Below are 22,920 nucleotides of genomic sequence, written 5' to 3' on the forward strand. Positions count from 1 at the left end.
CAGTTTTACCAGGAAGATGAGTATTGCCAAAAAGATAACTCAGTACCGCTCGCGATGCAGATCACCTGTCTATTTCTGGCAGAATATACATATTATTTCGGAACAATCTGGTGCTATCTATTCAATATACTTGACAAACGTTGCTTCAGGCATTCCTGCCAAAATCTTTGGTCGAAAAGAAAGGGGCGTCTATAACGCCCCTTACCGTATTTCCCTTTAAGTCTTCCTGCTATGGCCACATAAATGTTCCCAGTGCGTTTGAGTTTTTATAGTCGATAGCTACATCACCAACTTCCTTCACACCCATCAGATTCTCGCTAAAGGTTTTACCATTTGCGTAGAATGAAACGGAAGGATATACCGCTGTGGCGTTTGTACCTGGCATAAAGCTCACGGTAGTGAAACCGGCAATCGAAGACAGATCCGTCGGCGATAGGCTTGTATCAGTTCCGAGCCATCCAGTCGTCGCGTAGACATTCAAATTGGCCTCCGGTCCGTTTGTGGTATTTCCATCTTGATCCTGTGTATAGAGTACCAAGTATACTCCGTGCGTGTAGTCGACATTGTCCTGGACCTTAGATAGCCCTGATACAACACCACTCACAGATAACGCAAAGTCGGTCGAGTAATTCACCAGCGGATTGATATTTACCGTATAGTTTGTCGCGTTCAACGCATCGTAAATGTTTCTGATACTTACTAGTGTCTGGTCGGCTAGTTCGGCATAAGATTCCATAATCAACAAGTCACCGGTAACCAACTTGCTAAGCGGTGGAAGATAATAGTTTGCATCGGGTAGATTGTAACCCCAGCCGGTTCCGTTCTTGGTCAAAAGCGTCATAGTTGCCGACGAAGTAGAAAATGTTCCAGTGATCGTATTCGTGCGTGTCACCAGATCAGCCGGCGCAAGACTGAAATCGAGATTTACGGTTGTGTCCAATGCTGTAAGGTTGCGCATTAGGATCATTTTGTTTGGTATACCAGGGCCATCGAATTCCATCGACACTAAATCCCCGGGATCCTTGCTCATATTCATCGGCGACGTTGCAACTCCGCCCAGTGTGTCATTCAAACCATCAACATCGGTATATGTCAGGATTCGGCTTGCTCCCGTGGTAGGTGTCCTCGAAACATCAACAATACGCGAAGCGGCGCTTGAGCCGACCATATCGAATGCCGGAACATCGACGATATTGAAGTTATAAATCACAACGGCCTTTAACCCATCGATACTGAACGCTACGGAATAGTTGCCATCGGCATCGCTAACAGAAAAATCAAATGTTGACGCAGTCGTCGTCGATGAAGTAGCGCTCACAAGTGACCAACTACCCAACTTACCATCGCGAAAGGCGGCTTGGGTAAAAGACGCAGGCATAACAAATTGAACATCACTTACTGTTACCGGAGTCGGCGTGGTTGTTGTATCAGTACCGGTTGAAGTATCAGTTCCAGCGGTAGTATCCGTACCGGTTGAAGTATCAGTTCCAGCGGTAGTATCCGCACCGGTTGCACTATCGATAGGCGTTGTCAAATCAGTTGTCGTCGGATCTTCTGTAACTGTCGAAGTATCATCTGTCTGCGTTGCTGGATCCTGATTGCCTGGATCGTTCTGAAGTAGCGCTTCATGCAAACATGCAGTATTCAAGGTAAGCATGCCTAGAATAGGTAGAATAAGTTTTGATCTCATCGTCACAATACACCCGCTCATTTTTGTTCGTGTTATAGGTAGTCATCGGACGGTCAGCACTATCCTTAACCAAATATCCATATTTTTTCCAATATTTTTACTATCTATGTCTTTCAGCTGCCTGGTGACGCTTTCAGAGGAGAATTATTCGGAATAATATCCATTCCGGACACGCATACGACGGACGATGCTTAAAGGGTAATTCAGTCACCGAAATCGAATGTATTTGTATGAAGCAATGCGATGACGACTATTCGTACGCAAGTAGTCGACTCAACATCAAGATATCTTGTTTGAAGACGAGAGATAAAATAATCGCCCCGCACTGCGGAGCGATTATTTTTGCAATATTGGCGCTTGTTAGTCGTGGCTAAGCGTGACTGAACGACCATTAACCGCCTGTACTGGACGAGCATTATGCCCCTCGTGTATCAAGCTTTTAAAATATGCAATTTGCTCGGCTGAGGCTTCGATTTTGTCTTTGAGCACATTCCAGGTAACGATTTCGGAACACGGTGGCGTAGTTAAAGAACCCTGGTAGCCATAATATTCCTCTTCTTCATCACCCAACAAACGCACCGGGCTTATGATTTCATCTGAGTGCGCGATCTCTGTTGTGGCTTCTTTCGGTGCAATATCCCAAATCTTTTGCAACGTACGATTGTGGTATCCCTCTCTTATAAATACACCAATAACCGCTAACTTACCGTCCGCTGCTTTGTTTACAAAGTGAACTTCCATAGGATATTCGTGACCGCTCACTACGTGTTCGGAAGGGCTGTGAAAGTGAAATTGCAACAGTTCGAATGTCTTTCCGTTAATTGTCAGCGTACTGCCGTTTGCCACGTTGACTTGTATAGTGTGTCCGTTATTAACCACATTCAGGCTGGTGTACTTGTAATTTATATTCAGACGTGGATTTTCTCCACGACTATGTGCACCAAGATCAATCGGAGACTGAGCCAGACCATTTCCGCATGCCTCCGCACCTTCGAGATCACCCCACGCAGATGGACCATGCACCAGATCAGCTTCGTCATAATTCCATTCTGCTGCGAAAGACGAGCTTGCGAACGTCAAAACAAGTGTTGCTATTGCAAATTTACTTTTCAACATCAGTATTTGTTCCCTTCATAAATGTGAAAAACATTCTTCCTTCTGGAGGAAAAACACACTTTTAAACTGTCTCAGCGTTGAAACAGCGGGCGCAAAAATCTCATGTATATCAACATACTGACAAGCAATATTATTTTATGCCTAAATAAATTTAGGCTTACTCTCTATTAATATATTTTTTTTCAATACGCGATGAACAATTTTTGTTCATATATTTTAGGGACAGATGCACTTTTTCGCTGCGTGTTCGACATGGTCATTCAGAAACGGATAAAATTTGTCACCTTGTTAATGATTCGAAAACTCAAAAGAGCATCTTTGATGCTTGTGTATCCGACAACCAAAACCTCAATTCCGAATACATTCTATTTAGCAAACTGTATTCATTGTGCTGACAACAATAGCAAAACTCTCACTTGTATTACGACTCGCCTCTCATGCGTATTCTTTTCGAGTCTATACATAGACAGGTATTTCGACACAAGCACATTTAGCAATAGAAAACCTCACAATACCTCTTCCCGTTAGAAACATTCTAGACCTGGGCCAGATCAACTGATTAATAGGCCATTAATCTCCACATGCTATTTACCCTGATAGTGCAATTTTTATAACTCAGAAACGCATGCATCAGCACGGTGTGATGCCTACATATTGAGGTGGTCTATGTCCGTTTCCCGGTCTCTGTGGCGATTTGCAATCTCCGGTTTGACACTCCTGTATTCGTTCAATACGCACGCACTACTAATAGGCGCGGACGACAATATCGCATCAAATTTATACGTCAAAAACTGGAGTTATACGGGTAGTTTCGATATCAATTCAATGACAGGCCTCGATCTTAGCAGCGGAAACTATTTGATTAACTCAGCAAGTATTTCCTTCAGTTTTATTGACGATCAGCAAGATCTATACTTCAGCTACTATACGCGAACAAGTTACGACGGTTCCACCTACACAGGGACTAATGAATATTTTGACATGTATTTCCTTGATCCTCAGGAAACGGTTTCTATAACTTTGGGCGATACTAGCCAAACTCTCGTTGGCGACTATTACTCCACCCCTAGCATTTTTTCTCATCAATATACGAATTCTCGCACGGTTCCTAGCGGCTATTACGTCGAATCGAGTTGCGGGTGGCAGGATTCAGTCTATGGTTGTACTGAGTGGGTAGATACTTCTTACACGGTTTATGACTATGATTACTTTTACAAGCGAAACCAGGGTTACGCCATTGATCAATACGTTGTGATGGATCTCGACAGCATTGCCATTGAAGATCTAATGAGTGACGGTCTATTGAGTTACAAACTGGTTATCACAGGCGACATGATTTTTCAAAATGCCTATCTCAATATCGATTATTCGCCTGCTTATACAATGTCTTCCAATATGGCATCGGTACCTGAAATAAACACCGTGGCATTGTTTGGTTTGGGCTTGCTCGGTTTGGCTGGATTTATTGGTAGGAGAAAGTCCGACGATATCGACAATCACTTTGCTTATTGAGGAGCGGAGTCCTAGCCAACTGGCACCATACCAATCTTGCCCAAGTACCCTGTCGGTTTTTCGCCACAGACTCCAGAAACATAATCCGCTTCTCTATAGATGAGCCAGTTCTCTAGTATGGCCACTCAATCATGCTTTATGTATTGGCTGGGTGGCAGTTCGGATCGACTATCCTATAAAATTTGAATTGGTTGCCGTTAGAGACTAGAACTACAACATTTTCGCCAATGGTAGTCGAATCTCGGTTACTTTGCATGTTCAACACATCACAAGAGTGCGTTGTACCTATCTGAGCTTATCTAAAAACATGATTGGTGTAAAAAGCTCTATGGTGAACATGAAATAGACCAGCGGATTATAATCCGAACCTTTATTACAAAAACTGCATGAACTTGGATTTGTCTGTGAAAAAGACAATCGTGATGACAAGGCTTTGCACTGCGACGTAGAAGATGCGGAAGGCCATCGTATTTCCATACTTGGAGACAAGGACGATGCCTTATCCAACTATCGACGCGAACTGACATTCATAGGATATGGAGATGAGTAAGAGAGAACACATTTTAAATAGAACCAGGGAAGAAAATCTGAAAAACACCAGGGCGACAAATAGGGGTTCTCTATAACGAACTCCCATTCACCTACCGAAGACAATAATCAGAAGGAGCCTGATTTTTGAGCCCGTCTCGTCGCTAAAGTAAAGAACGCTCGAAAAAATACCGGCTACTCAATCTCCGCATTGTGATAGACGTTCTGCACATCATCCAGATCGTTTAGCATAGCCAGGAATTTTTCGAACACGGCTACATCGTCACCACTGACGGTACACATGGCTTGTGGGAGAAAAGTGATCTCATCCACTTCCAGTTCCTGATCGCCAAGCAAACTCGCCAGCGCAGTCTTGGCCTTGAAGTATTCGTTTGGCGGGGTGAAAACAGTGATCATGCCGTCTTCGCTTTCGATGTCACTCACATCGACATCCGCCTCTAACATCGCCTCAAGAACCTTATCTTCATCCTCGCCCGCAAAACTGAATACCGCACGATGATCAAACATGTGAGCAACAGCGCCTTGTGCGCCAATCTTGGCCTTGGTTTTGGTAAAACACTGACGGACATCGTTGAAGGTACGCGTATTATTGTCAGTCAAACAGTCAACGATGACATTGCAACCACCGGGGCCAAAGCCTTCATAGCGAGCCGGTACGAAGTCTTCGCCACCGCCACCGCTGGCCTTATCCAGGGCTTTGTCGATGACATGCCCGGGAACCTGGTCTTTCTTCGCCTTGTCCATCAAGCGGCGCAGGGCCAGGTTGTTGTCGGGGTCTATGCCCCCGCTTTTCGCGCAAACATATATTTCGCGACCGTATTTGGAATAAACCTTGGCCTTGGCCACAGAGGTCTTGGCCATGGCATTTTTGCGGACTTCAAATGCTCTTCCCATAATGTTGATACTCTTCTGTCTATCAAAAGGGCGTTTGCCGGGGATTTTACTGGAGAATAGGCGTGTTCGTCCAAAATAATTAGCAAGCCCACATCCCCGTGAGGGCAGGTAAATCGACTAACTTCTTTGAACGGATAGAAGTTGGTGTTTAGTTCGGCCGGTACTCGTACCCCTACAAAATACCCCGTCTGTCGCTGAAACCTTTACCCGGCCGGCAAAGACTGGGCTATTTTTAAGTCGACGCTTTTCGCTGTACTACCGCTCAGCCCTGGCGCCCAACGATGTGCAAGCTCCAGCCGCGCGCAACACTAATGGGAACATGGTTCCACGCGGTGCGACTATCCGGTTCTGCCTACCTGGTTCCTAATGGGCGCTCTAGCAATAAACCGAATGAGGCACCAAGCAATCCCTTTCACAAGCGAAAAAAGCTGCTGTCATCACTATTATTCGGTCTAACTGAGGTCGGACTCCCCGCCCATTTCCCAAAAAAGTCTCTCGCTCTGTAGCCGACTGTAGCTATCCTTATGCGTATTTTTTCGATAGCTAAGGCATCCGGTATACGCGAAATGGTTTCGCAAGCTTGAAAGTCATGCGTAGATTAGACTGGTGCATCCGCGTGGATAAAGGAAACGGTTCGACTTCCAAAGCTGTTGCAAAATTGACAGGCAGATATTGTTGTTTGATACTGGCGACAAGACCAGGGCTTCTCCGATGACCTCATCAATAAAGTAACAGGCAGTCAGTAAAGTACCCGTGAAAACAACTTCGCGTTTTGCGCATAAATTAGTAAAGTCGCTTGGCATAGAGGAAATCTTTGCCAGACTTGGTAGTGCTTTACCATACACCTTTCGATTCATTCCGCTGCACTACAACTATAGTGCCAATGACCAACGTACTATTTATCGAGATGACGTGTATTTCAACGTCAATATGTCTGACTATATGCAGTGGCATATTTTTGCCAATCTTCCCGAGGCGTCCTGGCTTTGGGCCAACCGTCTCTGCGAAGATGGATCTGTGGTGTTTGACATCGGCGCAAATGTAGGCGTATTCAGCCTGAAGTTAGCGCAACGTTGCCAAAAGGAAGAAAAGAAATTCCGTATTCATGCCTTTGAGCCTAATCCGGCTATATGCCAGGCGTTTGAGGGCAACTTACAACTAAATCCTGCTCTCGCGGATCAAATTCATGTTGAAAAAGTCTGCCTGAGCTCGGAGTCAGGAAAAATTCCTTTCCATATAGACGATGCGAATACAGGGGGCGGCTCGGTGTTGGCGAAAGCGACTGCGGCAGCCCGTGAAATACTGGTTGATGCCATAACACTTGACGAGTTTGTCGCCAGGAATGAATTGGAACGAATAGATTTCATAAAAATTGATGTTGAAGGCTCAGAGCCGCTGGTATTGGCGGGCGCAATCGAGACGATTAAGCAACACATGCCTTTCCTGTATATAGAAATGACAAATCCCTGGTTTAGAAAACTGGACTCCTCTAACCAAAAGATCATCGACATGCTAATAGAACTGGGATACCGATGTGAAGAGGTTGAAGACACAAAGGTGCTGGCTTCGCGACCGCTTAACCAGGCACGGATAGACGGTGACAATCAATTCAACATCGTCGCATTCCCACCGAATTTTGTGCCATGATTAGGCGCGTAAGATTGCGGATTGCCTATCCTATCATCTCTTGAATGACCATATAAAACTTGTCCTTCTCAACCGGCTTCGTCAGATAGGCATTCATTCCGGCTTTTAAACAGCTATTCTTATCTTCGATTAGTGCATTTGCCGTCAGAGCGACTATCGGTGTAACGCAGCCTAGTCTCCGCAATTCTTTTGTCGCAGAAATACCGTCCATAACTGGCATCTTGATGTCCATTATAATCAAGTCGAAGTATTTTCTTGTCGCGATGTCAATTGCAGCCCGTCCATTATCGGCTATCTCAACATCCACACCGGCCCGCACCAGCATTTTCTCAATAAGAATCTGATTCACTTTGTTATCTTCGACAAGCAACACCGTTGCGCTGATGTCGGGTAACATTTCGGTTTTGACCAAATTCAGAGAACTACGATTGAAAAACTCGTTTAAATCTTCAGGCATTTCTTGCTCGATCATTTCTCCGCAATCGATGCTAAAGAAAAAAGTACTTCCTACGCCAAACCGGCTTTCAAAACGCATTTCTCCGCCGAGTTCTTGCGCCAATTGACTGGAAATAGCCAGACCCAAACCAGTCCCACCCGTTTGCAGTGAAGTGTGTGCATGAACTTGCTGGTAAGGTTGAAAGATCTCTTGGAAATATTTTTCTTTAATGCCAATACCTGTGTCTCTCACCGAAAACAATAGCTTTCGATTCTCACAGTCAAAACTCGTATCGACAACTATCTTACCTTTCTCCGTAAACTTTACGGCATTACCAAGCAAGTTGATCAATATTTGTCTTAATCGAACCCCGTCTGTTTCAATCAATGCGGGCAACGGAAAATGGTAATTCAATTCAAACCCAATGGATTTCTTAGCGGTTATTTCCTTGTAAAGCGATGCTGTCTCCTCCAACAGCGGACCGAGCGCTGTCACATGTCTCTCTACGATTAATTGTCCCGCCTCAATCTTTGAAAGATCCAGGACATCGTTGATGATATTTCGCAGGTGCGTGCTGCTGGCCGCGATATGTGCTATTGCTTCTTCTCTTTCCTGCTTACTTAGATCATTATGCAAGAGTTCTTCAACAAATCCGATGATGGCATTCAATGGCGTGCGTATTTCGTGGCTCATATTGGCGAGAAAGGTACTCTTTGCGGAGTTTGCATCCTCAGCCAATTGTTTGGCCAGGCGAAATCGCGTTTCATTCCCTGTCACCAGGGCATATACAATATTGCCGATCAGGGCAAATGAAACAAACCCTATCGCAGAGAGAATCAGCAGATACACACTCGTTTGCGTATGACTTTCATTGGCATCATTGATAACATTATTAATTTCGACACCTTGAAAGGCCAGCATAGCGCGTAGCTGTTGAAGCATGCCCGCTTGCCTATTCAACATTCCGTCAGCCAATAGCTCTCTCGCCTTTAAATCCTCACCTTCCACCAGTAACCTGGCCGAACGATTTTGATGCTCCGACACTTCAGCGACGATAGGAGATATGCTTTTCCAAATCTGTAACTCATAGTCGGATAGATTTTCCATCGCAAGTAGTGCATCTCTGGCTTCGATAAAGTGGACTGCCTCACTTTTAAGCTCCATAAATAGCTCATCGCGTTCGAATACGTCAGATGTGGCGGTCATACGGAGCAATAGAGAGGTGCGATTCATCGCAGCGTCCCGCATTTCACTAATGAAGTGCGTGTGCGAATTTTCAGATGAAACACGACCTAAGTGAGAGAGCACCGCATTATTGAGAAAATGAGAACCGACTACCAATATCATCAATATGGCAAATCCGGTGACGAAACCCAGAATAAGAATTGTTCTTGATGATTTTGGATTCACGATATTGGTAATGTGCATGACTTTCCTAGGCTATCGGCTTCGGCCATAATTCCTAAATTAAACACTGTTGCTAAATAGTCATAGTGTGTTGCCTGCCACATAGACAAAAAACAAAGCAAACCCATTTGATTGTGATGAACATTCTTTTCAGACGGTCTGTATAACTCCTTAACCGGAGTATCCCAGTCGCGCCGAAATTTTTTTTCCTGCGTCAACAAGCCGTTCTACCCATTCAGATTTTCTGCGTTCGATCGGGGCAGACACCGAAAGCCCTGCGACCACAGAACCCGATGAGTCCCGTATCAATACGCCGATACAGCCAACCCCGAGCTCTGCCTCCTCATCATCGAAGGCATATCCATTGCGCATGTCGCGCTCGATTTGTTGAGCCAGTGCTGTTTCATTACTCAAGGTGTTTTTAGTAAACCCCGGTAAGCCGGTGCGTTGCGCAAACTCGCGTATCGACTGCTCACCCAATTCTCCTAACATCAACTTGCCGACGGCCGTAACGTGCAGTGGCGCGCGACTGCCGATGACCTGTTCGACTCGTATCGCGTGTCGGCCGGTCACACGTTCCACATACACAACCTCGTCACCTTCGCGCACGGTCAGATTGACCGTCTCGCCGACCTGGTCGCGCAACCAGGCCATCACGGGTCTCGCCTCGCTACGGATATCGATACGCGAGCGCACCTGATCCCCCCAGCGCAACAGGCGGTTGCCAAGGTGATAATCCCCACCCTCGGTACGCTCGACCAGACCATGCACAATCAGCGAACCCAGAATGCGAAACGCGGTTGAGGAATGCAGGCCTGTGTCAGCGGCAAGAAATTTGAGGCTGACGGGCTGATCATAATTGGACAAGGCATCGAGCAGACTCACCGCCCGATCTATTACCTGAATACTGCTGGTGATTTCATTCATAAAATTTCACATTGTGAAAACGGTTACATATTGTGAAATGCTACCCGATTAAGTATGGTATGGCAAGAAGTAGAGCAAAGCAGTCAGTTTTTCCTGACACATACACCTGACAAGCTCACACCGAATTCATAAATATTAAGGAGATCAATACTATGTCTGCGATACCTGATTCCAGCATCAAGAATGCCCCGGCCTTTTGCGAAGGCATACAGCACTTTGGCGAGGAGTGGCCAAAGTTCGATACCCTCGGCGCGAGCCCGGTAATTGCAGAAAATCAGTCGGCGGTTGCCAATCCCCGCGACCCGAAGGCGGGATACCAGACCTTATTAATGGCCGACGCCCTGCGCTACCTCACCCTGCAGGTTTGTGGCGCCAAGGGTTCAGGTCACCCGGGCGGTTTCGCCTCCAGCGCCGAGGCCTATGCCGCGCTGGTCATGCTTGGCCATACCAATATCATCACCGAGGTCGGTCACCACGCACCCGGTTTCTATTCCGCTATGTTCCTCGACACCTCGCTGGAGGAAATGGGTATCCGCACTGTCGCCGAGATGCGTGCGCGCTTCCGTGAGCGTCACGGTCTGCTTGGCCACCTCTCTGGCGCGATCCCCGGCATACTCGCCCCGGCGGGCCCGCTGGGTCAAGGTCAGCACTTTGCACTCGCTGGCGCGATGCTACACCGCGACAAGCTATTCCCGTTTACACTCGGTGACGGCGGTATGGGCGAGCCCTATATTCTTTCTGCTATGCAGCACTTCAACGTTGCCTACCCTGATATCACCAATTTCCTGCCGGTACTAATCTGGAACGGCTATAGCCAGGAACACCACTCCATGGTGTCGCGCATGTCGAATGAAGAAATGGCAGCGTACTGGTCAGGTCATGGCTTTAAGAAGATTGTTATCGTCGATGCCAAGGACTTTGACGACAGCGGACAACAAGGTGCATACGTTGACAGTTCGCGCTTCTCATTTGAAAAGCGTAACGCGTTTGCCCAGGCGGTACTCGAAGGTGTCAATGAGGCAGCGCAGTCTGCGCTGAACGGCACGCTGACCTGCTTCATCATCAAACAGATGAAAGGCACTGGTGTACACACCGTTGGTTCCAAGTCGCACAATCTGTATCCGAACGACACGCTCGACCAGCAACACATCATCGATGGCCTGCAGCGTCGCGCGATTTCACCGGCCGCATGGCAACTGGTACGCGACAACTTTGTTCGCGCCGGTGGTGGTCCTGCGGTAAAGACATCGGTCACTGAGTCCGTACTCGATATCGCGCCACTGGGCAAACTGCCAATCACCGATTTCGCCGTCGGTGACAAGCAGGTGCCGTCCACCGCGATGGGCGTACTGGTTGGCGCGGTTGGCAAAATGGACCCGCGTTATGTCGTTACCAATGCCGACGGCAACGAAGCGTCTGGTATGAAGAACATCAATGACGTACTGAAGATTCGTCACCCGACCGAAGACGCCCTGTATAACCAGACACCGACAGGTCAGGTCTACGAGCCACTGAACGAAGACGCGTGCGCCGGTCTCGCGGTTGGTCTCGCGCTGTTCGGTTCGCGATCCATCTGGTTGTCGTATGAAAGTTTTGCCATCAATGGCTGGCCGATCTTCCAGACCGTCACGCAGGCGATGGCCGAACTGCGTCGCAAGACACCGGCGGCAATGTGTATGTTTACTGCCGGCGCGCTGGAACAGGGTCGTAACGGCTGGACGCATCAGCGCCCTGAAATCGAAAACTACTTCGCGGCACAGATGCGTAACGGTAACGTCTATCCATTGTTCCCGTGTGACGCCAATGCGATTCAGGCCGCCTATGAATGGGGTACGCAGCAGCACAACAAGGGTATCGCAATCATAGCGTCCAAGAGTCCGCTGCCGGTCTATGTTTCTATGGAAGAGGCACGCAAGGGTATCGAAGACGGTGCGATCACGATTTACGAAAGTGAAAAAGGTAGCAAGGGTACTGTTGTAATCGCCGCGACGGGTGACATGGTGTTCCTGCCGGTATTTGAAGCAAAGGACAAGCTGGAAGCAGAAGGTTATCGCGTACGCGTCGTTGCGGTAATGAATCCGCGTCGCCTGTATCGCGAGACAGATGTTTCCTGGGACACCGTATCTGAGCCTGACAACCGTTTCATGCCTCGCGATCAGTTCAATGCCATGTTTGACGGTGATCTGTTGATCGCGGTCAGCGGCGGACCGAGCGCCTCGCTTGAACCGGTATTGTTGCGCACACGCGCACCGCAGCGCGAAACCATTTGCTGGAAGCGCGGCGAAACCACGGCTTCACCGGCGGAAATCATGGGCTTCAACGGCATCACCGCCGCGGCCATGGTTAATGCTGCGAAGTCCATCGGCAAGTAAACAACACAGGAAGCACTGAGCATGAGCCAGACAAAAATCGTTGTACTGGATGACGATCCAACCGGTTCGCAAACGGTTCACAGTTGCCTGCTGCTAACGCGCTGGGATGTGGATACATTGAAAGCAGCCTTGAAAGATGCGTCGCCACTGTTCTTTGTGCTGACCAATACGCGCGGCATGGACGCCGCGCAGGCGGCAGATGTCACGCGCGAGGTGGTTAAAAACCTGCACATGGCGCTTATAGAACTCAAGGCCGTCGGCAAGGCAATCAACCCCATCATGGTCAGTCGCTCCGACTCGACATTGCGCGGACACTATCCGGTCGAAACCGATGTGATCAATGACGAAATGGGGCCATTCGATGCGCACTTTCTGGTGCCGGCTTTTTTCGAAGGTGGACGCATCACGCGCGATGGTGTGCACTATCTATTGGTCGATGGCAAGCCAGTGCCGGTTCACGAAACCGAGTTCGCACGTGATTCAGTGTTTGGCTATAAGCACAGCTACATGCCCGACTATGTGGAAGAAAAAACGAAGGGACGCATTCCTGCATCTGCGGTAAAGCGGTTTACGCTGGACAAGATACAGGGTGACGCATTGACGGATTTGCTTGCGTTACACGATAACCAGTGCTGCGTCGTCGACTGTGAACAGCAATCCGATCTGGATCAGTTTGCAGCGCAAATTCGCAAGGCAGCGGCACAGGGCAAACGTTTTCTGTTCCGCAGTGCGGCCAGTTTGCTGACCTCGCTGGCGCAACTACCACCGCAGCCTGTTGCCGCGTCTTCCATGCGTGAGTACGTGCGCAACGGCAAACCCGGCGCGGTCATCATCGGTTCGCACGTGAAGAAGACAACTTCTCAGTTACAAGAACTGTTGAAACAACCAGACATAACTCCGATTGAAATCGACGTCAGTCTGATCAGCAAAGAGCGAGACGCCCTGCTGAAAAACGTTCTTGAGACTGCGCTAATGGCGCATCAACTGGGAAAGACATCGGCAATCTTTACCAGTCGCGTTGAGCTGACCTTTGCCGATCAGCAAACACGTCTGCAATTTGGTGAAAGCGTTTCCGCATTCCTGATGGACGTCGTACGCGGTTTGCCACAGGACATTGGTTTTCTGATCAGCAAGGGTGGCATTACTTCTAACGATGTGTTGAGCAGTGGTCTGGCCTTACACACATCACGCGTGGTCGGACAGATACTCGCCGGTTGTTCGGTGGTGCGCTGTCCAAAAGATCACGCACGCTATCCAAATCTGCCAGTGGTAATTTTCCCCGGCAATGTAGGTGACGAATTCGCTTTGGCAACCGTCTATCGGCGTCTCAGTGGCCTGGACCAGCACGCGCGTTCTGATAAAGAACAGGCGGCATCCGCCTAAAAGGAAAACAGGAGCTCTCATGCGTGCAAATCTGAAGCAGGTTCTTGGTGCGAGTCCCGAGCGTGCCGTAGGATCGTTTAATATTCTTGATGTAGATATGGCCTTCAGTGTGATTGATACGGCTGAATCCGTAGGCGTCCCGGCGATCATTGGAATTGCCTCACGACATTTCCACGCCATCAATACACCGCGATTGATTCCGTCCATCATCGACGCCATGGAACAATCCTCCGTGCCTCTGGCCCTGCATCTTGATCATGCATCGCCACAGCAGTACGACATGATACGTCGTGCCCTGGATCTTGGTTTCTCCAGCATCATGATTGACGGTTCCCTGTTACCCTTTGATGAGAACGTCGACATTACTGCGCGCGTGGTTCATACCGCGAATGCTTACGATGCAGGCGTTGAGGGCGAGATCGGCGGTATTGCCGGCGAGGAAGGCGTTGCGGATACTCATGGCGCAGAACTTGAAGCCCTGCCCTATACCGACGCCAGTGAAGCCAGACGTTTTGTCGATGCCACTGGTGTAGACGCTCTCGCCATCGCCGTTGGTACAGCGCATGGCATCTATGCCGCCGCGCCACAAATCAGTTTTGATACCATCAAGGCCTGTAACAATTCTGGTGTTCCGCTCGTCATGCACGGTGCTACCGGCGTCAGCGACGACGATTTGCAATACGCTGTACGATGCGGCATACGCAAGATCAATTATTTTTCCGGTCTGCTACAGGATGCCATGAACACCGTACGCGCCAGCAGCCGCAATACTGATAATGATTTCCTCGCTTTCAAGCAGCGCCTGCAAGGCAACTGGCAACAGACGCTGCGACAGCAGATGCGACTATACGCATTGCATGCACTCGTACCAGCGGAGGAAGAAGCGTAATCATGCACGCCGTCTCTGAACAACTCGACGCCGTCCCGCAGGCGAAAACTGGTAAGACACAGCTTCTGCAATTGATGCGCGCTTACTTGCCCGTCGACGCCATCCTGCACGAAGCCGAAGACCTTCGTCCGTATGAATGCGACGGTCTGTCTGCCTATCGTCAGTTGCCGATGATGGTGCTACTACCGACCACAATTGAACAGGTGCAACACATCATGCGCATCTGTTACGAACACCATGTGCCGGTTGTTGCGCGTGGCGCAGGTACTGGATTGTCCGGCGGCGCCTTGCCACTGGCACAGGGTATCGTGCTTAGCCTGACGAAATTCAAATCGATACTCGATGTAGACGCACTGGCGCGTACTGCACGCGTGCAACCCGGTGTGCGGAATCTAGCCATTACCGACGCGGCAAAACGCTTCGGACTGTATTACGCACCGGACCCCTCTTCACAGATTGCATGCAGTATCGGCGGCAATGTGGCTGAGAATTCCGGTGGCGTGCATTGCCTGAAATACGGCCTGACCGTACACAATATTCTCGAACTCAAGGTTGTTACCGTCGACGGCGAGTTGCTCACTATTGGCAGCCAGGCACTCGATAGCGCCGGTTTTGATTTGCTGGCCTTGATGACAGGTTCCGAGGGCATGCTCGCTATCATCGTCGAGGTGACCGTGCGTCTGTTACCGATTCCGGAACGCGCACAGGTAATCCTTGCTGCATTTGACGACGTAGAAAAGGCCGGCGCCGCTGTTGGTAATATCATCGCCGCCGGTGTTATTCCCGGTGGGCTGGAGATGATGGACAAGCTCGCAATACAGGCGGCAGAAGATTTTGTTCACGCCGGTTATCCACGCGATGCCGAAGCGATTTTATTGTGTGAGCTTGACGGCACCAATGAAGAAGTCTCCGAGCAGGTCATGCAGGTGCGCGAGGTGCTTGAACAAAGCGGTGCCACAGAAGTACGGACCGCGAAAAACGAACAGGAACGCGCGACATTCTGGAAAGGCCGAAAGTCCGCCTTCCCTGCTGTAGGTCGCCTGGCACCGGATTATTACTGCATGGACGGGACAATTCCACGCAAGCGACTGCCGGAGGTGTTGCGCGGTATCGCTGATTTATCGAAACACTATAATCTTCCGGTCGCCAATGTCTTTCATGCCGGTGATGGTAATCTGCATCCGCTGATACTGTACGATGCAAACAAGCCAGGCGAGCTTGAACGCACCGAGGAATTTGGCGGCAAGATACTGGAGCTTTGCGTCGAGGTGGGTGGCACCATCACCGGTGAACATGGCGTAGGTATGGAGAAGATCAACCAGATGTGTTCGCAATTCGACAGCGCGGAGCTAACACAATTTCATGCAGTGAAGCATGCGTTCGACCCTGCCGGTCTGCTCAATCCTGGCAAGGGTGTGCCGACACTGCATCGTTGTGCAGAATTTGGCGCCATGCATGTACATCGCGGTCAACTACCCTTTCCGGAACTCGAACGTTTTTAACGGATGGAACAAGACGTGTCGGATATAGAACATCAACTACAGCAACAGATCGAAGGTGCACTACAAGACGGCAAGCCGCTGAATATTGTCGGCGGTAATAGTAAGTCGCACCTCGGTCGCGCCTCGCACGGTGAAACCCTCAGGGTCAGCGGACATCAGGGTATATGCAGCTATGAACCCACCGAGTTGGTCATTACCGCCCGCGCGGGAACGCGCGTGGAAGAAATTGAACAGGTGTTGAGTCAACATAATCAGATGCTGCCATTTGAACCGCCGCACTACGGACCAGATGCCACCATCGGCGGTACCATCGCATGTAATCTTTCGGGGCCCGCACGTGTCAGCAATGGCGCAGCGCGTGACTTTCTGCTCGGCACGCGCATGATTAACGGCAAGGCACAGGTATTACGCTTTGGCGGTGAGGTGATGAAAAACGTTGCCGGCTACGATGCCTCGCGCCTGATGTGTGGCGCGATGGGAACGCTAGGTGTTTTGCTGGAAGTCAGCCTCAAGGTATTGCCAAAACCCGCCACCGAGGTGACACTGGTGCAGGAAATGACGGTGAGCAAGGCTATACAATTTATGAACGAATGCGCCGGCATGCCGTTACCTGTATCCGCGAGCGCATGGTGTAATGGTCAGCTTTATATTCGTCTCTCAGGAAGCACCAATGCGATAAACACAGCGCAGCGATATATCGGTGGTGAGGTACTGGATTGCGCCGCGGCGTTCTGGTCGCAAATGCGCGAACACCAGCTGGCTTTCTTTCAAACTGACAAACCATTGTGGCGAATTTCCCTGCCCTCCACCAGCCCACAATTTTCAGTGGATGGTGAGACACTCATCGAGTGGGGAGGCGCATTGCGCTGGCTGATCACCGACGCACCGGCGGAAACAATATTTACGGCGGCGGCTACGACCGGCGGACACGCTATGTGTTATGCAGGACATAATCGTGACGCACAGATTTTTCAGCCCCTCGACACAGGGCTTATGGCGCTACACCGTCAGCTGAAAAATTCTTTCGATCCACACGGAATATTCAATCCAGGCAGGATGTATCAGGAGTTCTAATGCAAACCCAAATACTGGACAGCTATCGGCAAACCGCGGAAGGTCTGGAGGCCGAATCGATATTACGCAGCTGCGTACACTGCGGTTTTTGTACCGCAACCTGTCCTACTTACCAGTTACTCGGCGATGAACTCGATAGCCCACGCGGTCGCATCTACCTGATGAAGCAGGTTCTCGAAGGCAAGGAAGTCACGCAGAAAACACAGACCCATCTCGATCGCTGTCTGACATGTCGTTCCTGCGAAACCACCTGTCCGTCCGGCGTGCAATATGGTCGACTAATAGATATCGGCCGTCACATTGTTGAACAAAAGGTGAGTCGTCCCTTGATCGCACGCATACAACGCAAAATGTTGCGTACTGTTGTACCCAATACCGGATTGTTCAAAACAATGCTCGGACTCGGACAGGTATTCAAACCACTTTTACCACGCGCATTGAAACGCAAGATTCCTGCGATGGGAAAGGCCGTTGCCTGGCCAACCCGACAACACACACGCAAGATGCTGATACTGGAAGTCTGCGCACAACCCGTTACTGCGCCACAAACCAACGCTGTCACTGCGCACGTACTCGACAGCTTAGGGATACAGCTGGTACGTACCAACGGTACCGGTTGTTGCGGTGCGCTCAGTCATCATCTATCCGCACACGAAGAAGGTCTCGACTATATGCGTCGCAATATCAATGCGTGGTGGCCGCATATTGAACAGGGCGCAGAAGCCATTATCAGCACCGCCAGCGGTTGTGGCGTAGTAGTAAAGGAATACGGCAAATTACTGGAACACGACAGCCACTACGCCGCCAAGGCGAAACGAATTTCTGAACTGAGCAAAGACATTAGTGAAATATTATCGGCGGAAGACTTGTCAGGTTTCCGTAAAGAAACGCCAGTAAAAATCGCCTTTCACTCTCCTTGCACCCTGCAACACGGACAGAAGTTGGTCGGCAGTGTCGAAAACATTCTTCGTAGTGTCGGATACCAACTCACCGAAGTCAGTGATCCGCATTTGTGCTGTGGTTCTTCCGGAACCTATTCCATATTGCAATCAGAATTGTCGCAACAATTGCTGAACAACAAACTCAACAGCCTGGAATCAGGTACACCGGACATCATCGCTACCGCCAACATCGGCTGCCAGATGCACATGGCCACCAAAGCAAAGGTACCGGTAAAGCACTGGATTGAACTGCTACGCGATTAAATAAAATTGAAGAATCGCCACTCGAGATCTATACAACAGTAGCTAAGCCACAGTTGAGTTAGATAATGCTTCTATTTCTATGGCGGAAATTCGCTCAAGCGCCCTCTGAACGACTCTGCTTACGCATCAAATACGTCGCAATCAATATCGCGGGCAAGCCCAGCATCGCCGCATAAACAAAAAACCCAAAATACCCCTGCGCCTCAACTACGATACCTGAGAACCCGCCAATAAACTTTGCCGGTAATGTCATGAGCGAGCTAAACAAGGCATATTGCGTCGCCGTATAAGCGGAGTTAGTCAGACTTGAAAGATAGGCAATAAACACCGAAGTCGCGATTCCGCCGCTGAGATTATCGGCACTGACCACTAGCGCGAGCATAGTAGTATTGGGTTCACTTAGCGCCAGCGTAGCGAAAAGCAAATTGGTCGCAGCAATTAATACCGCCCCCAAGACCAGAGGTCTAAATAAGCCATAGCGCACTACTAGCACGCCACCGAGGGCTGCGCCGGCAATCGTCATGAAAAAGCCAAAGACCTTGGTCACATTGGCAATCTCGATCTTGCTAAAACCTAGATCCAGATAAAAGGGATTGGCCATCACGCCCATGGTGATATCGCTGATCTTGTACACCGCGATCAGGCCGAGGATGATCATGGCCTGTTTACCATTGCGTTTGAAAAATTCCACGAAGGGGCTAATTACCGCTTCACTAAACCAGACAGCGAGCCTCACCACGGGAGTGTTGGCGCTTTTAAGGTGCAGTTTGTTTTTTATCTCTTCCTGTAAAGCTTCGGTATGTTGGTTCTGTGCATGTACTGGCTCACGAATAATCAATGTTGTTGCTATACCGATCAACATACACGCCGCCATGCTGATATAAGCCGTAGGCCAGTCCTGAAAATCCGCGATGTAAAACGCGCCAGCCCCAGCCACCAAAAGTGCCAGCCGATAACCCAGGACGTAGGTCGCCGCCATGGCCGCCTGGAATTCTTTATCCAGGGCTTCGATACGATAGGCATCAATACTGATATCCTGAGTTGCGGAGGAAAAGGCGACCAGCAAGGCAAACCAGGCGATCACTTCAATATGAGTGGAGGGATTCGTCGAGGCCATTCCCAATAACCCGATTGCAATACCCGCCTGCGCGACAAGCATCCAACTGCGGCGCTTGCCCAGCAACCTGGTGAGCAGTGGTATTTTCAGGTGATCGATCACCGGCGCCCAGAATACCTTGATCGAATAAGTAATGCCTACCCAGCTGAAAAAGCCGATCACACTTTTTTGAATCCCAACATCGTTTAGCCACGCGGACAACGTGGAAAACACCAGCAGGAAAGGCAATCCAGCGGAAAAACCCAGGAACAACATGCCCAGAACTCTGGGTTTGCTATAAACCCGGAACGCTTCGGCCCAGCTTTTAATTGGCGCATTGTTCGTCGAATTCATACAACTTCCTCGCGATTAGACAGAATGCCTAACAAGAACTATTCCGCTAACGCAGAATTTGTGTAGATTATAGTGACGAGTTGTGAAGAAATCAGTACGAAAGCACTGAATGTTGGGCTTCCCTGCGAGTTTCCGTTTTCCAAAATGCCACAGCATCTCCAACCGTTTATTGGTATGTAGATCGCTATCGCATCTATTGTTTGGCGCCCCAACAAATGAGGCAGTAGCAGGACACGCTATCCCGTACTAGAGTTTGAAGAATCTCATCGTGTCAACCAGGCTATGGGCCTGACTCGACATCTCCTCCGCCGTACTCGCCAACTCTTCAGACGAAGCGGCGTTTTGCTGTGAAACCCTGTCGAGTTGACCAACAGCAGTGTTCATCTGAATGACACCCTCAGATTGTTCCTCGGATGCGCAGGTAATTTCGCGTACGAGTTGCGCCGTACGTTTAATGTCAGGAACTATTTCATTGATTAGCCTTCCAGCCTGCTCGGCAATCTTCACGCTTTTCGCTGCGGTGTCGTTAATTTCCTGCGCAGCCGCCTGGCTACGTTCCGCCAGTTTGCGCACCTCATCCGCCACAACCGCGAATCCCTTGCCATGTTCACCGGCACGCGCAGCCTCTATCGCGGCATTTAAAGCGAGCAAATTGGTCTTGTAAGCGATGTCTTCGATCATGCTGATACGCTCCGCGATATCACTCATCGCGCTGACGGTATCCACTACGGCCTTACCGCCTTGCTCTGCCTTCTCCGAAACTTTGCCGGCAATCTCGTCAGTCAACTTAGAATTATCTGTATTCTGATTGATCGAGCTACCCATTTGTTCTAACGAAGCACTGGTTTCTTCCACGCTAGCTGCCTGTTCACTGGCTGCCTGACTGAGTGTTTGCGCGGTTGAACTGACTTGCGCGGATGCGCTGGAAATATTGTCTGTCGCAATTGTAATTTCTCCAATGACCTCACGTAACTTTTCGACCATGTCAGACACGCTTCGACTAACCTGTGAAATTTCATCTCGACCTTCTGTCTGGACATCAACTGCCATGTTCCCGTTTGAAACGCTTTCGGCGGCAATAACGAGATTTCTAAGCGGATTGACGATGCTGCGTGTAATCAGTGTTGCGAAAACGGCGGCGACTCCCATAGCAACCAACAAAACAAAAATAATCACGCCGATAGTTTTTTTCGCTACGCCATCAAATTCTCTATCCGCTTCGAGCGACTCTTCAGTCATGGACTTGTCGATGAAGGCTAAGGACTCGAGTACGGCATCGCGCATCTCGTCCAGTTCACCATCGATCTTTCGAATCTGACTCATATTACGGTCGGCGTCGTCTGCTATAAGCGGAAGCAGTTCCATTTCAAACTTTTGTATATACTTATCCAATGCCTGCGCAAACTTGCGCGTCTCACGATGCTCTGCATCTGTATCAGACATATTCGCCAGTTTTTTTTCGCTTTCCAGCGCTACTGATTTAATTTTTTCCAGATCAGCGCGTGTTTCATTCAAATCGCGATTAATAATAGAGTCGCCAATAACGGCGTAAATGCTTTCCACCCAGGCACTAATATCTTTAATCGCCATAGCGTCGCTTGCCCGCCCGGCGCCCTCGTCCTGTAATTCGGAGAGTTCTATTGTATTGACTATTTGATATGAGGCCAGACCGGCAAACAACAGAATAACCGCAAAAAATGCCCCGTATAATCGCTGTCCGATACGAAATTTGGAAAACATGTCTTATTACCTATTGTTTCTACATTCTGTAATCTTAGTTTTCGACATAACAAATCAAAAGATTAGCTCATATCACTATTTTATTTACATTATCCAATAGCGGTTTCAATACAAAGACTTAATTAACTTGTATTCCAAATAGTCTTTTGTCATCTCTCACACTAATGTACTAGGCTTTAACCTCTCTATAGAAATGGTTTCACAAAATATGTTGCGCTAAACGCTCTAGCGTCGACAAAAACTACTGAATGTTTGTGTTTTACTAGCCTGACATTTTTATGCGCGTGTTATCTACTGCAACTATGTGAGTGACAACGCCTCTTTGTATTACTCGATTTTTAACGTAGATAATCACCGAAACCCAACAAAAATATGACCGGTACTGGACAGACTGCAATCGTCGTTGTTAGCAAGAAACGAGACCACTTCATCTTTTTCGACATACCGTACATAGCTGCAATGCCACCACCACCGCCGAGCATAGAATTACCAGGCATGTTTAACAAAAGCCCGAGACAAACGTACTGATTTCGCATTGCGTGTGGTATCGCTAGACGGTGTGGCCAGGAGCATCTATCAGATGTCGTGAGTTGTTGAAGAATCGGCTTTAAATGCGTCTTTCGCTCCCCTGCTACGTCTACGTTCCAATCACCTTGCAACCATCGCCCACACGCAAAGGCCAAGGACAAACCCGCAATCGTACTCAAATAGACCAACACCACGCCGGTTTTACCGAATACCAGCATCAGCAAAATACCCAACTCCACGCCTGGCACAAAAGGTATTGCCAACAACGCGATGTAACACAGACTTCCGATAATCAGACCGCTTGTCGTTTGGTTTTCACACAAGCCAATCAAATATTGTTTCCATTGCAACATCAGAGGTGAATCAGAGAACCAACTCACAACAGTGACCGCTATAATTCCGATCACAAGCAACCGGAAAATCAGAGCTACATTCAGCATCGAGTTGGCTCCATGTTTTCGTTGTGGTAGGCGCATGGTGATCACTCCTTTGCGTTGTTCAGCGTCGCTCCGTTATTGCCAGAGCACGGAGTGAGTATCCCCTGTTGGTATTCGCAAATGAATTCCCTATAATGACAAACCATATTTGCACATGCGCAC

The 22,920-nt window shown here is 49.0% G+C and carries 16 protein-coding genes; 8 read left to right on the top strand and 8 right to left on the bottom strand.

The annotated features are described in order from the left end of the window. Positions 1–229: 229 nt before the first annotated feature. Together OEZ43_05810 and OEZ43_05815 are read right to left on the bottom strand one after the other, a co-directional pair. Positions 230–1,690 (bottom strand): hypothetical protein, encoded by a 1,461-nt coding sequence (locus OEZ43_05810; protein ID MDH5545088.1) that lies wholly within the window; start codon positions 1,688–1,690, stop codon positions 230–232. Positions 1,691–2,050: 360 nt separating this feature from the next. Continuing rightward, positions 2,051–2,806 carry a carbonic anhydrase family protein gene (locus OEZ43_05815; GenBank protein MDH5545089.1) on the bottom strand — a complete coding sequence of 252 codons (756 nt, stop codon included), beginning with the start codon at positions 2,804–2,806 and terminating at the stop codon, positions 2,051–2,053. 666 nt (positions 2,807–3,472) lie between these two features. Between OEZ43_05815 and OEZ43_05820 the strand changes: the two genes are divergently transcribed. After that, positions 3,473–4,318: a hypothetical protein gene (locus OEZ43_05820; GenBank protein MDH5545090.1), complete on the top strand. Its 846-nt coding sequence runs from the start codon at positions 3,473–3,475 to the stop codon at positions 4,316–4,318. 723 nt (positions 4,319–5,041) lie between these two features. Here OEZ43_05820 and OEZ43_05825 read toward each other — a convergent pair. Then, complete coding sequence (locus OEZ43_05825) at positions 5,042–5,761, bottom strand: YebC/PmpR family DNA-binding transcriptional regulator (protein ID MDH5545091.1); 720 nt, start codon at positions 5,759–5,761, stop codon at positions 5,042–5,044. 753 nt (positions 5,762–6,514) lie between these two features. Between OEZ43_05825 and OEZ43_05830 the strand changes: the two genes are divergently transcribed. Further along, positions 6,515–7,408, top strand: coding sequence for an FkbM family methyltransferase (locus OEZ43_05830; protein ID MDH5545092.1), 894 nt, complete (start codon positions 6,515–6,517; stop codon positions 7,406–7,408). Positions 7,409–7,433: 25 nt separating this feature from the next. Here OEZ43_05830 and OEZ43_05835 read toward each other — a convergent pair whose 3' ends face one another. Beyond that, positions 7,434–9,272 carry a response regulator gene (locus tag OEZ43_05835; GenBank protein ID MDH5545093.1) on the bottom strand — a complete coding sequence of 613 codons (1,839 nt, stop codon included), beginning with the start codon at positions 9,270–9,272 and terminating at the stop codon, positions 7,434–7,436. 150 nt (positions 9,273–9,422) lie between these two features. Further along, complete coding sequence (locus tag OEZ43_05840; GenBank protein MDH5545094.1) at positions 9,423–10,178, bottom strand: IclR family transcriptional regulator; 756 nt, start codon at positions 10,176–10,178, stop codon at positions 9,423–9,425. A 152-nt stretch (positions 10,179–10,330) separates the two neighbouring features. On the opposite strand from OEZ43_05840, the gene OEZ43_05845 reads away from it, so the two are divergent. Genes OEZ43_05845 through glcF form a run of 6 tightly spaced genes read left to right on the top strand, consistent with a single transcriptional unit; the run spans position 10,331 to position 18,603 of the window. Beyond that, positions 10,331–12,550: a phosphoketolase gene (locus OEZ43_05845; protein MDH5545095.1), complete on the top strand. Its 2,220-nt coding sequence runs from the start codon at positions 10,331–10,333 to the stop codon at positions 12,548–12,550. A 21-nt stretch (positions 12,551–12,571) separates the two neighbouring features. Continuing rightward, entirely contained in the window at positions 12,572–13,933 is a 1,362-nt protein-coding gene (locus tag OEZ43_05850; protein MDH5545096.1) for a four-carbon acid sugar kinase family protein, read from the top strand. Between the two features lie 19 nt (positions 13,934–13,952). Further along, positions 13,953–14,822, top strand: a complete 870-nt coding sequence (locus tag OEZ43_05855; GenBank protein ID MDH5545097.1) for a class II fructose-bisphosphate aldolase — start codon at positions 13,953–13,955, stop codon at positions 14,820–14,822. Between the two features lie 2 nt (positions 14,823–14,824). Next, positions 14,825–16,324 (top strand): glycolate oxidase subunit GlcD, encoded by a 1,500-nt coding sequence (gene glcD, locus OEZ43_05860; GenBank protein MDH5545098.1) that lies wholly within the window; start codon positions 14,825–14,827, stop codon positions 16,322–16,324. A 15-nt stretch (positions 16,325–16,339) separates the two neighbouring features. Then, positions 16,340–17,398, top strand: a complete 1,059-nt coding sequence (glcE, locus tag OEZ43_05865; GenBank protein MDH5545099.1) for a glycolate oxidase subunit GlcE — start codon at positions 16,340–16,342, stop codon at positions 17,396–17,398. Then, complete coding sequence (gene glcF / locus OEZ43_05870) at positions 17,398–18,603, top strand: glycolate oxidase subunit GlcF (protein MDH5545100.1); 1,206 nt, start codon at positions 17,398–17,400, stop codon at positions 18,601–18,603. The genes glcE and glcF overlap by 1 nt, the downstream gene beginning before the upstream one ends. A 94-nt stretch (positions 18,604–18,697) precedes the next feature. On the opposite strand, the gene OEZ43_05875 is transcribed toward glcF, so the two are convergent. The 3 genes from OEZ43_05875 to OEZ43_05885 form a co-directional block, all read right to left on the bottom strand. Further along, positions 18,698–20,053, bottom strand: a complete 1,356-nt coding sequence (locus OEZ43_05875) for an AmpG family muropeptide MFS transporter (protein MDH5545101.1) — start codon at positions 20,051–20,053, stop codon at positions 18,698–18,700. 246 nt (positions 20,054–20,299) lie between these two features. Beyond that, a complete protein-coding gene (locus tag OEZ43_05880; GenBank protein MDH5545102.1) occupies positions 20,300–21,793 on the bottom strand; it encodes a methyl-accepting chemotaxis protein in 1,494 nt (497 codons plus the stop codon). A 338-nt stretch (positions 21,794–22,131) separates the two neighbouring features. Next, positions 22,132–22,797 (bottom strand): hypothetical protein, encoded by a 666-nt coding sequence (locus OEZ43_05885; protein MDH5545103.1) that lies wholly within the window; start codon positions 22,795–22,797, stop codon positions 22,132–22,134. Between the last annotated feature and the right edge of the window lie 123 nt (positions 22,798–22,920).

This window comes from Gammaproteobacteria bacterium (genome assembly GCA_029881255.1).
In the GTDB taxonomy this organism is placed as follows: domain Bacteria; phylum Pseudomonadota; class Gammaproteobacteria; order S012-40; family S012-40; genus JAOUMY01.

Excerpts from the sequence above, each read along its gene's own strand:
- OEZ43_05825 (MDH5545091.1), bottom strand. The coding sequence starts at position 5,761 with ATGGGAAGAGCATTTGAAGTCCGCAAAAATGCCATGGCCAAGACCTCT.
- OEZ43_05845 (MDH5545095.1), top strand. The coding sequence starts at position 10,331 with ATGTCTGCGATACCTGATTCCAGCATCAAGAATGCCCCGGCCTTTTGC.
- glcF (MDH5545100.1), top strand. The coding sequence starts at position 17,398 with ATGCAAACCCAAATACTGGACAGCTATCGGCAAACCGCGGAAGGTCTG.
- OEZ43_05875 (MDH5545101.1), bottom strand. The coding sequence starts at position 20,053 with ATGAATTCGACGAACAATGCGCCAATTAAAAGCTGGGCCGAAGCGTTC.
- OEZ43_05820 (MDH5545090.1), top strand. The coding sequence starts at position 3,473 with ATGTCCGTTTCCCGGTCTCTGTGGCGATTTGCAATCTCCGGTTTGACA.
- OEZ43_05815 (MDH5545089.1), bottom strand. The coding sequence starts at position 2,806 with ATGTTGAAAAGTAAATTTGCAATAGCAACACTTGTTTTGACGTTCGCA.
- OEZ43_05850 (MDH5545096.1), top strand. The coding sequence starts at position 12,572 with ATGAGCCAGACAAAAATCGTTGTACTGGATGACGATCCAACCGGTTCG.
- OEZ43_05835 (MDH5545093.1), bottom strand. The coding sequence starts at position 9,272 with ATGCACATTACCAATATCGTGAATCCAAAATCATCAAGAACAATTCTT.
- glcD (MDH5545098.1), top strand. The coding sequence starts at position 14,825 with ATGCACGCCGTCTCTGAACAACTCGACGCCGTCCCGCAGGCGAAAACT.
- OEZ43_05840 (MDH5545094.1), bottom strand. The coding sequence starts at position 10,178 with ATGAATGAAATCACCAGCAGTATTCAGGTAATAGATCGGGCGGTGAGT.
- OEZ43_05855 (MDH5545097.1), top strand. The coding sequence starts at position 13,953 with ATGCGTGCAAATCTGAAGCAGGTTCTTGGTGCGAGTCCCGAGCGTGCC.
- OEZ43_05880 (MDH5545102.1), bottom strand. The coding sequence starts at position 21,793 with ATGTTTTCCAAATTTCGTATCGGACAGCGATTATACGGGGCATTTTTT.
- OEZ43_05885 (MDH5545103.1), bottom strand. The coding sequence starts at position 22,797 with ATGCGCCTACCACAACGAAAACATGGAGCCAACTCGATGCTGAATGTA.
- OEZ43_05810 (MDH5545088.1), bottom strand. The coding sequence starts at position 1,690 with ATGAGATCAAAACTTATTCTACCTATTCTAGGCATGCTTACCTTGAAT.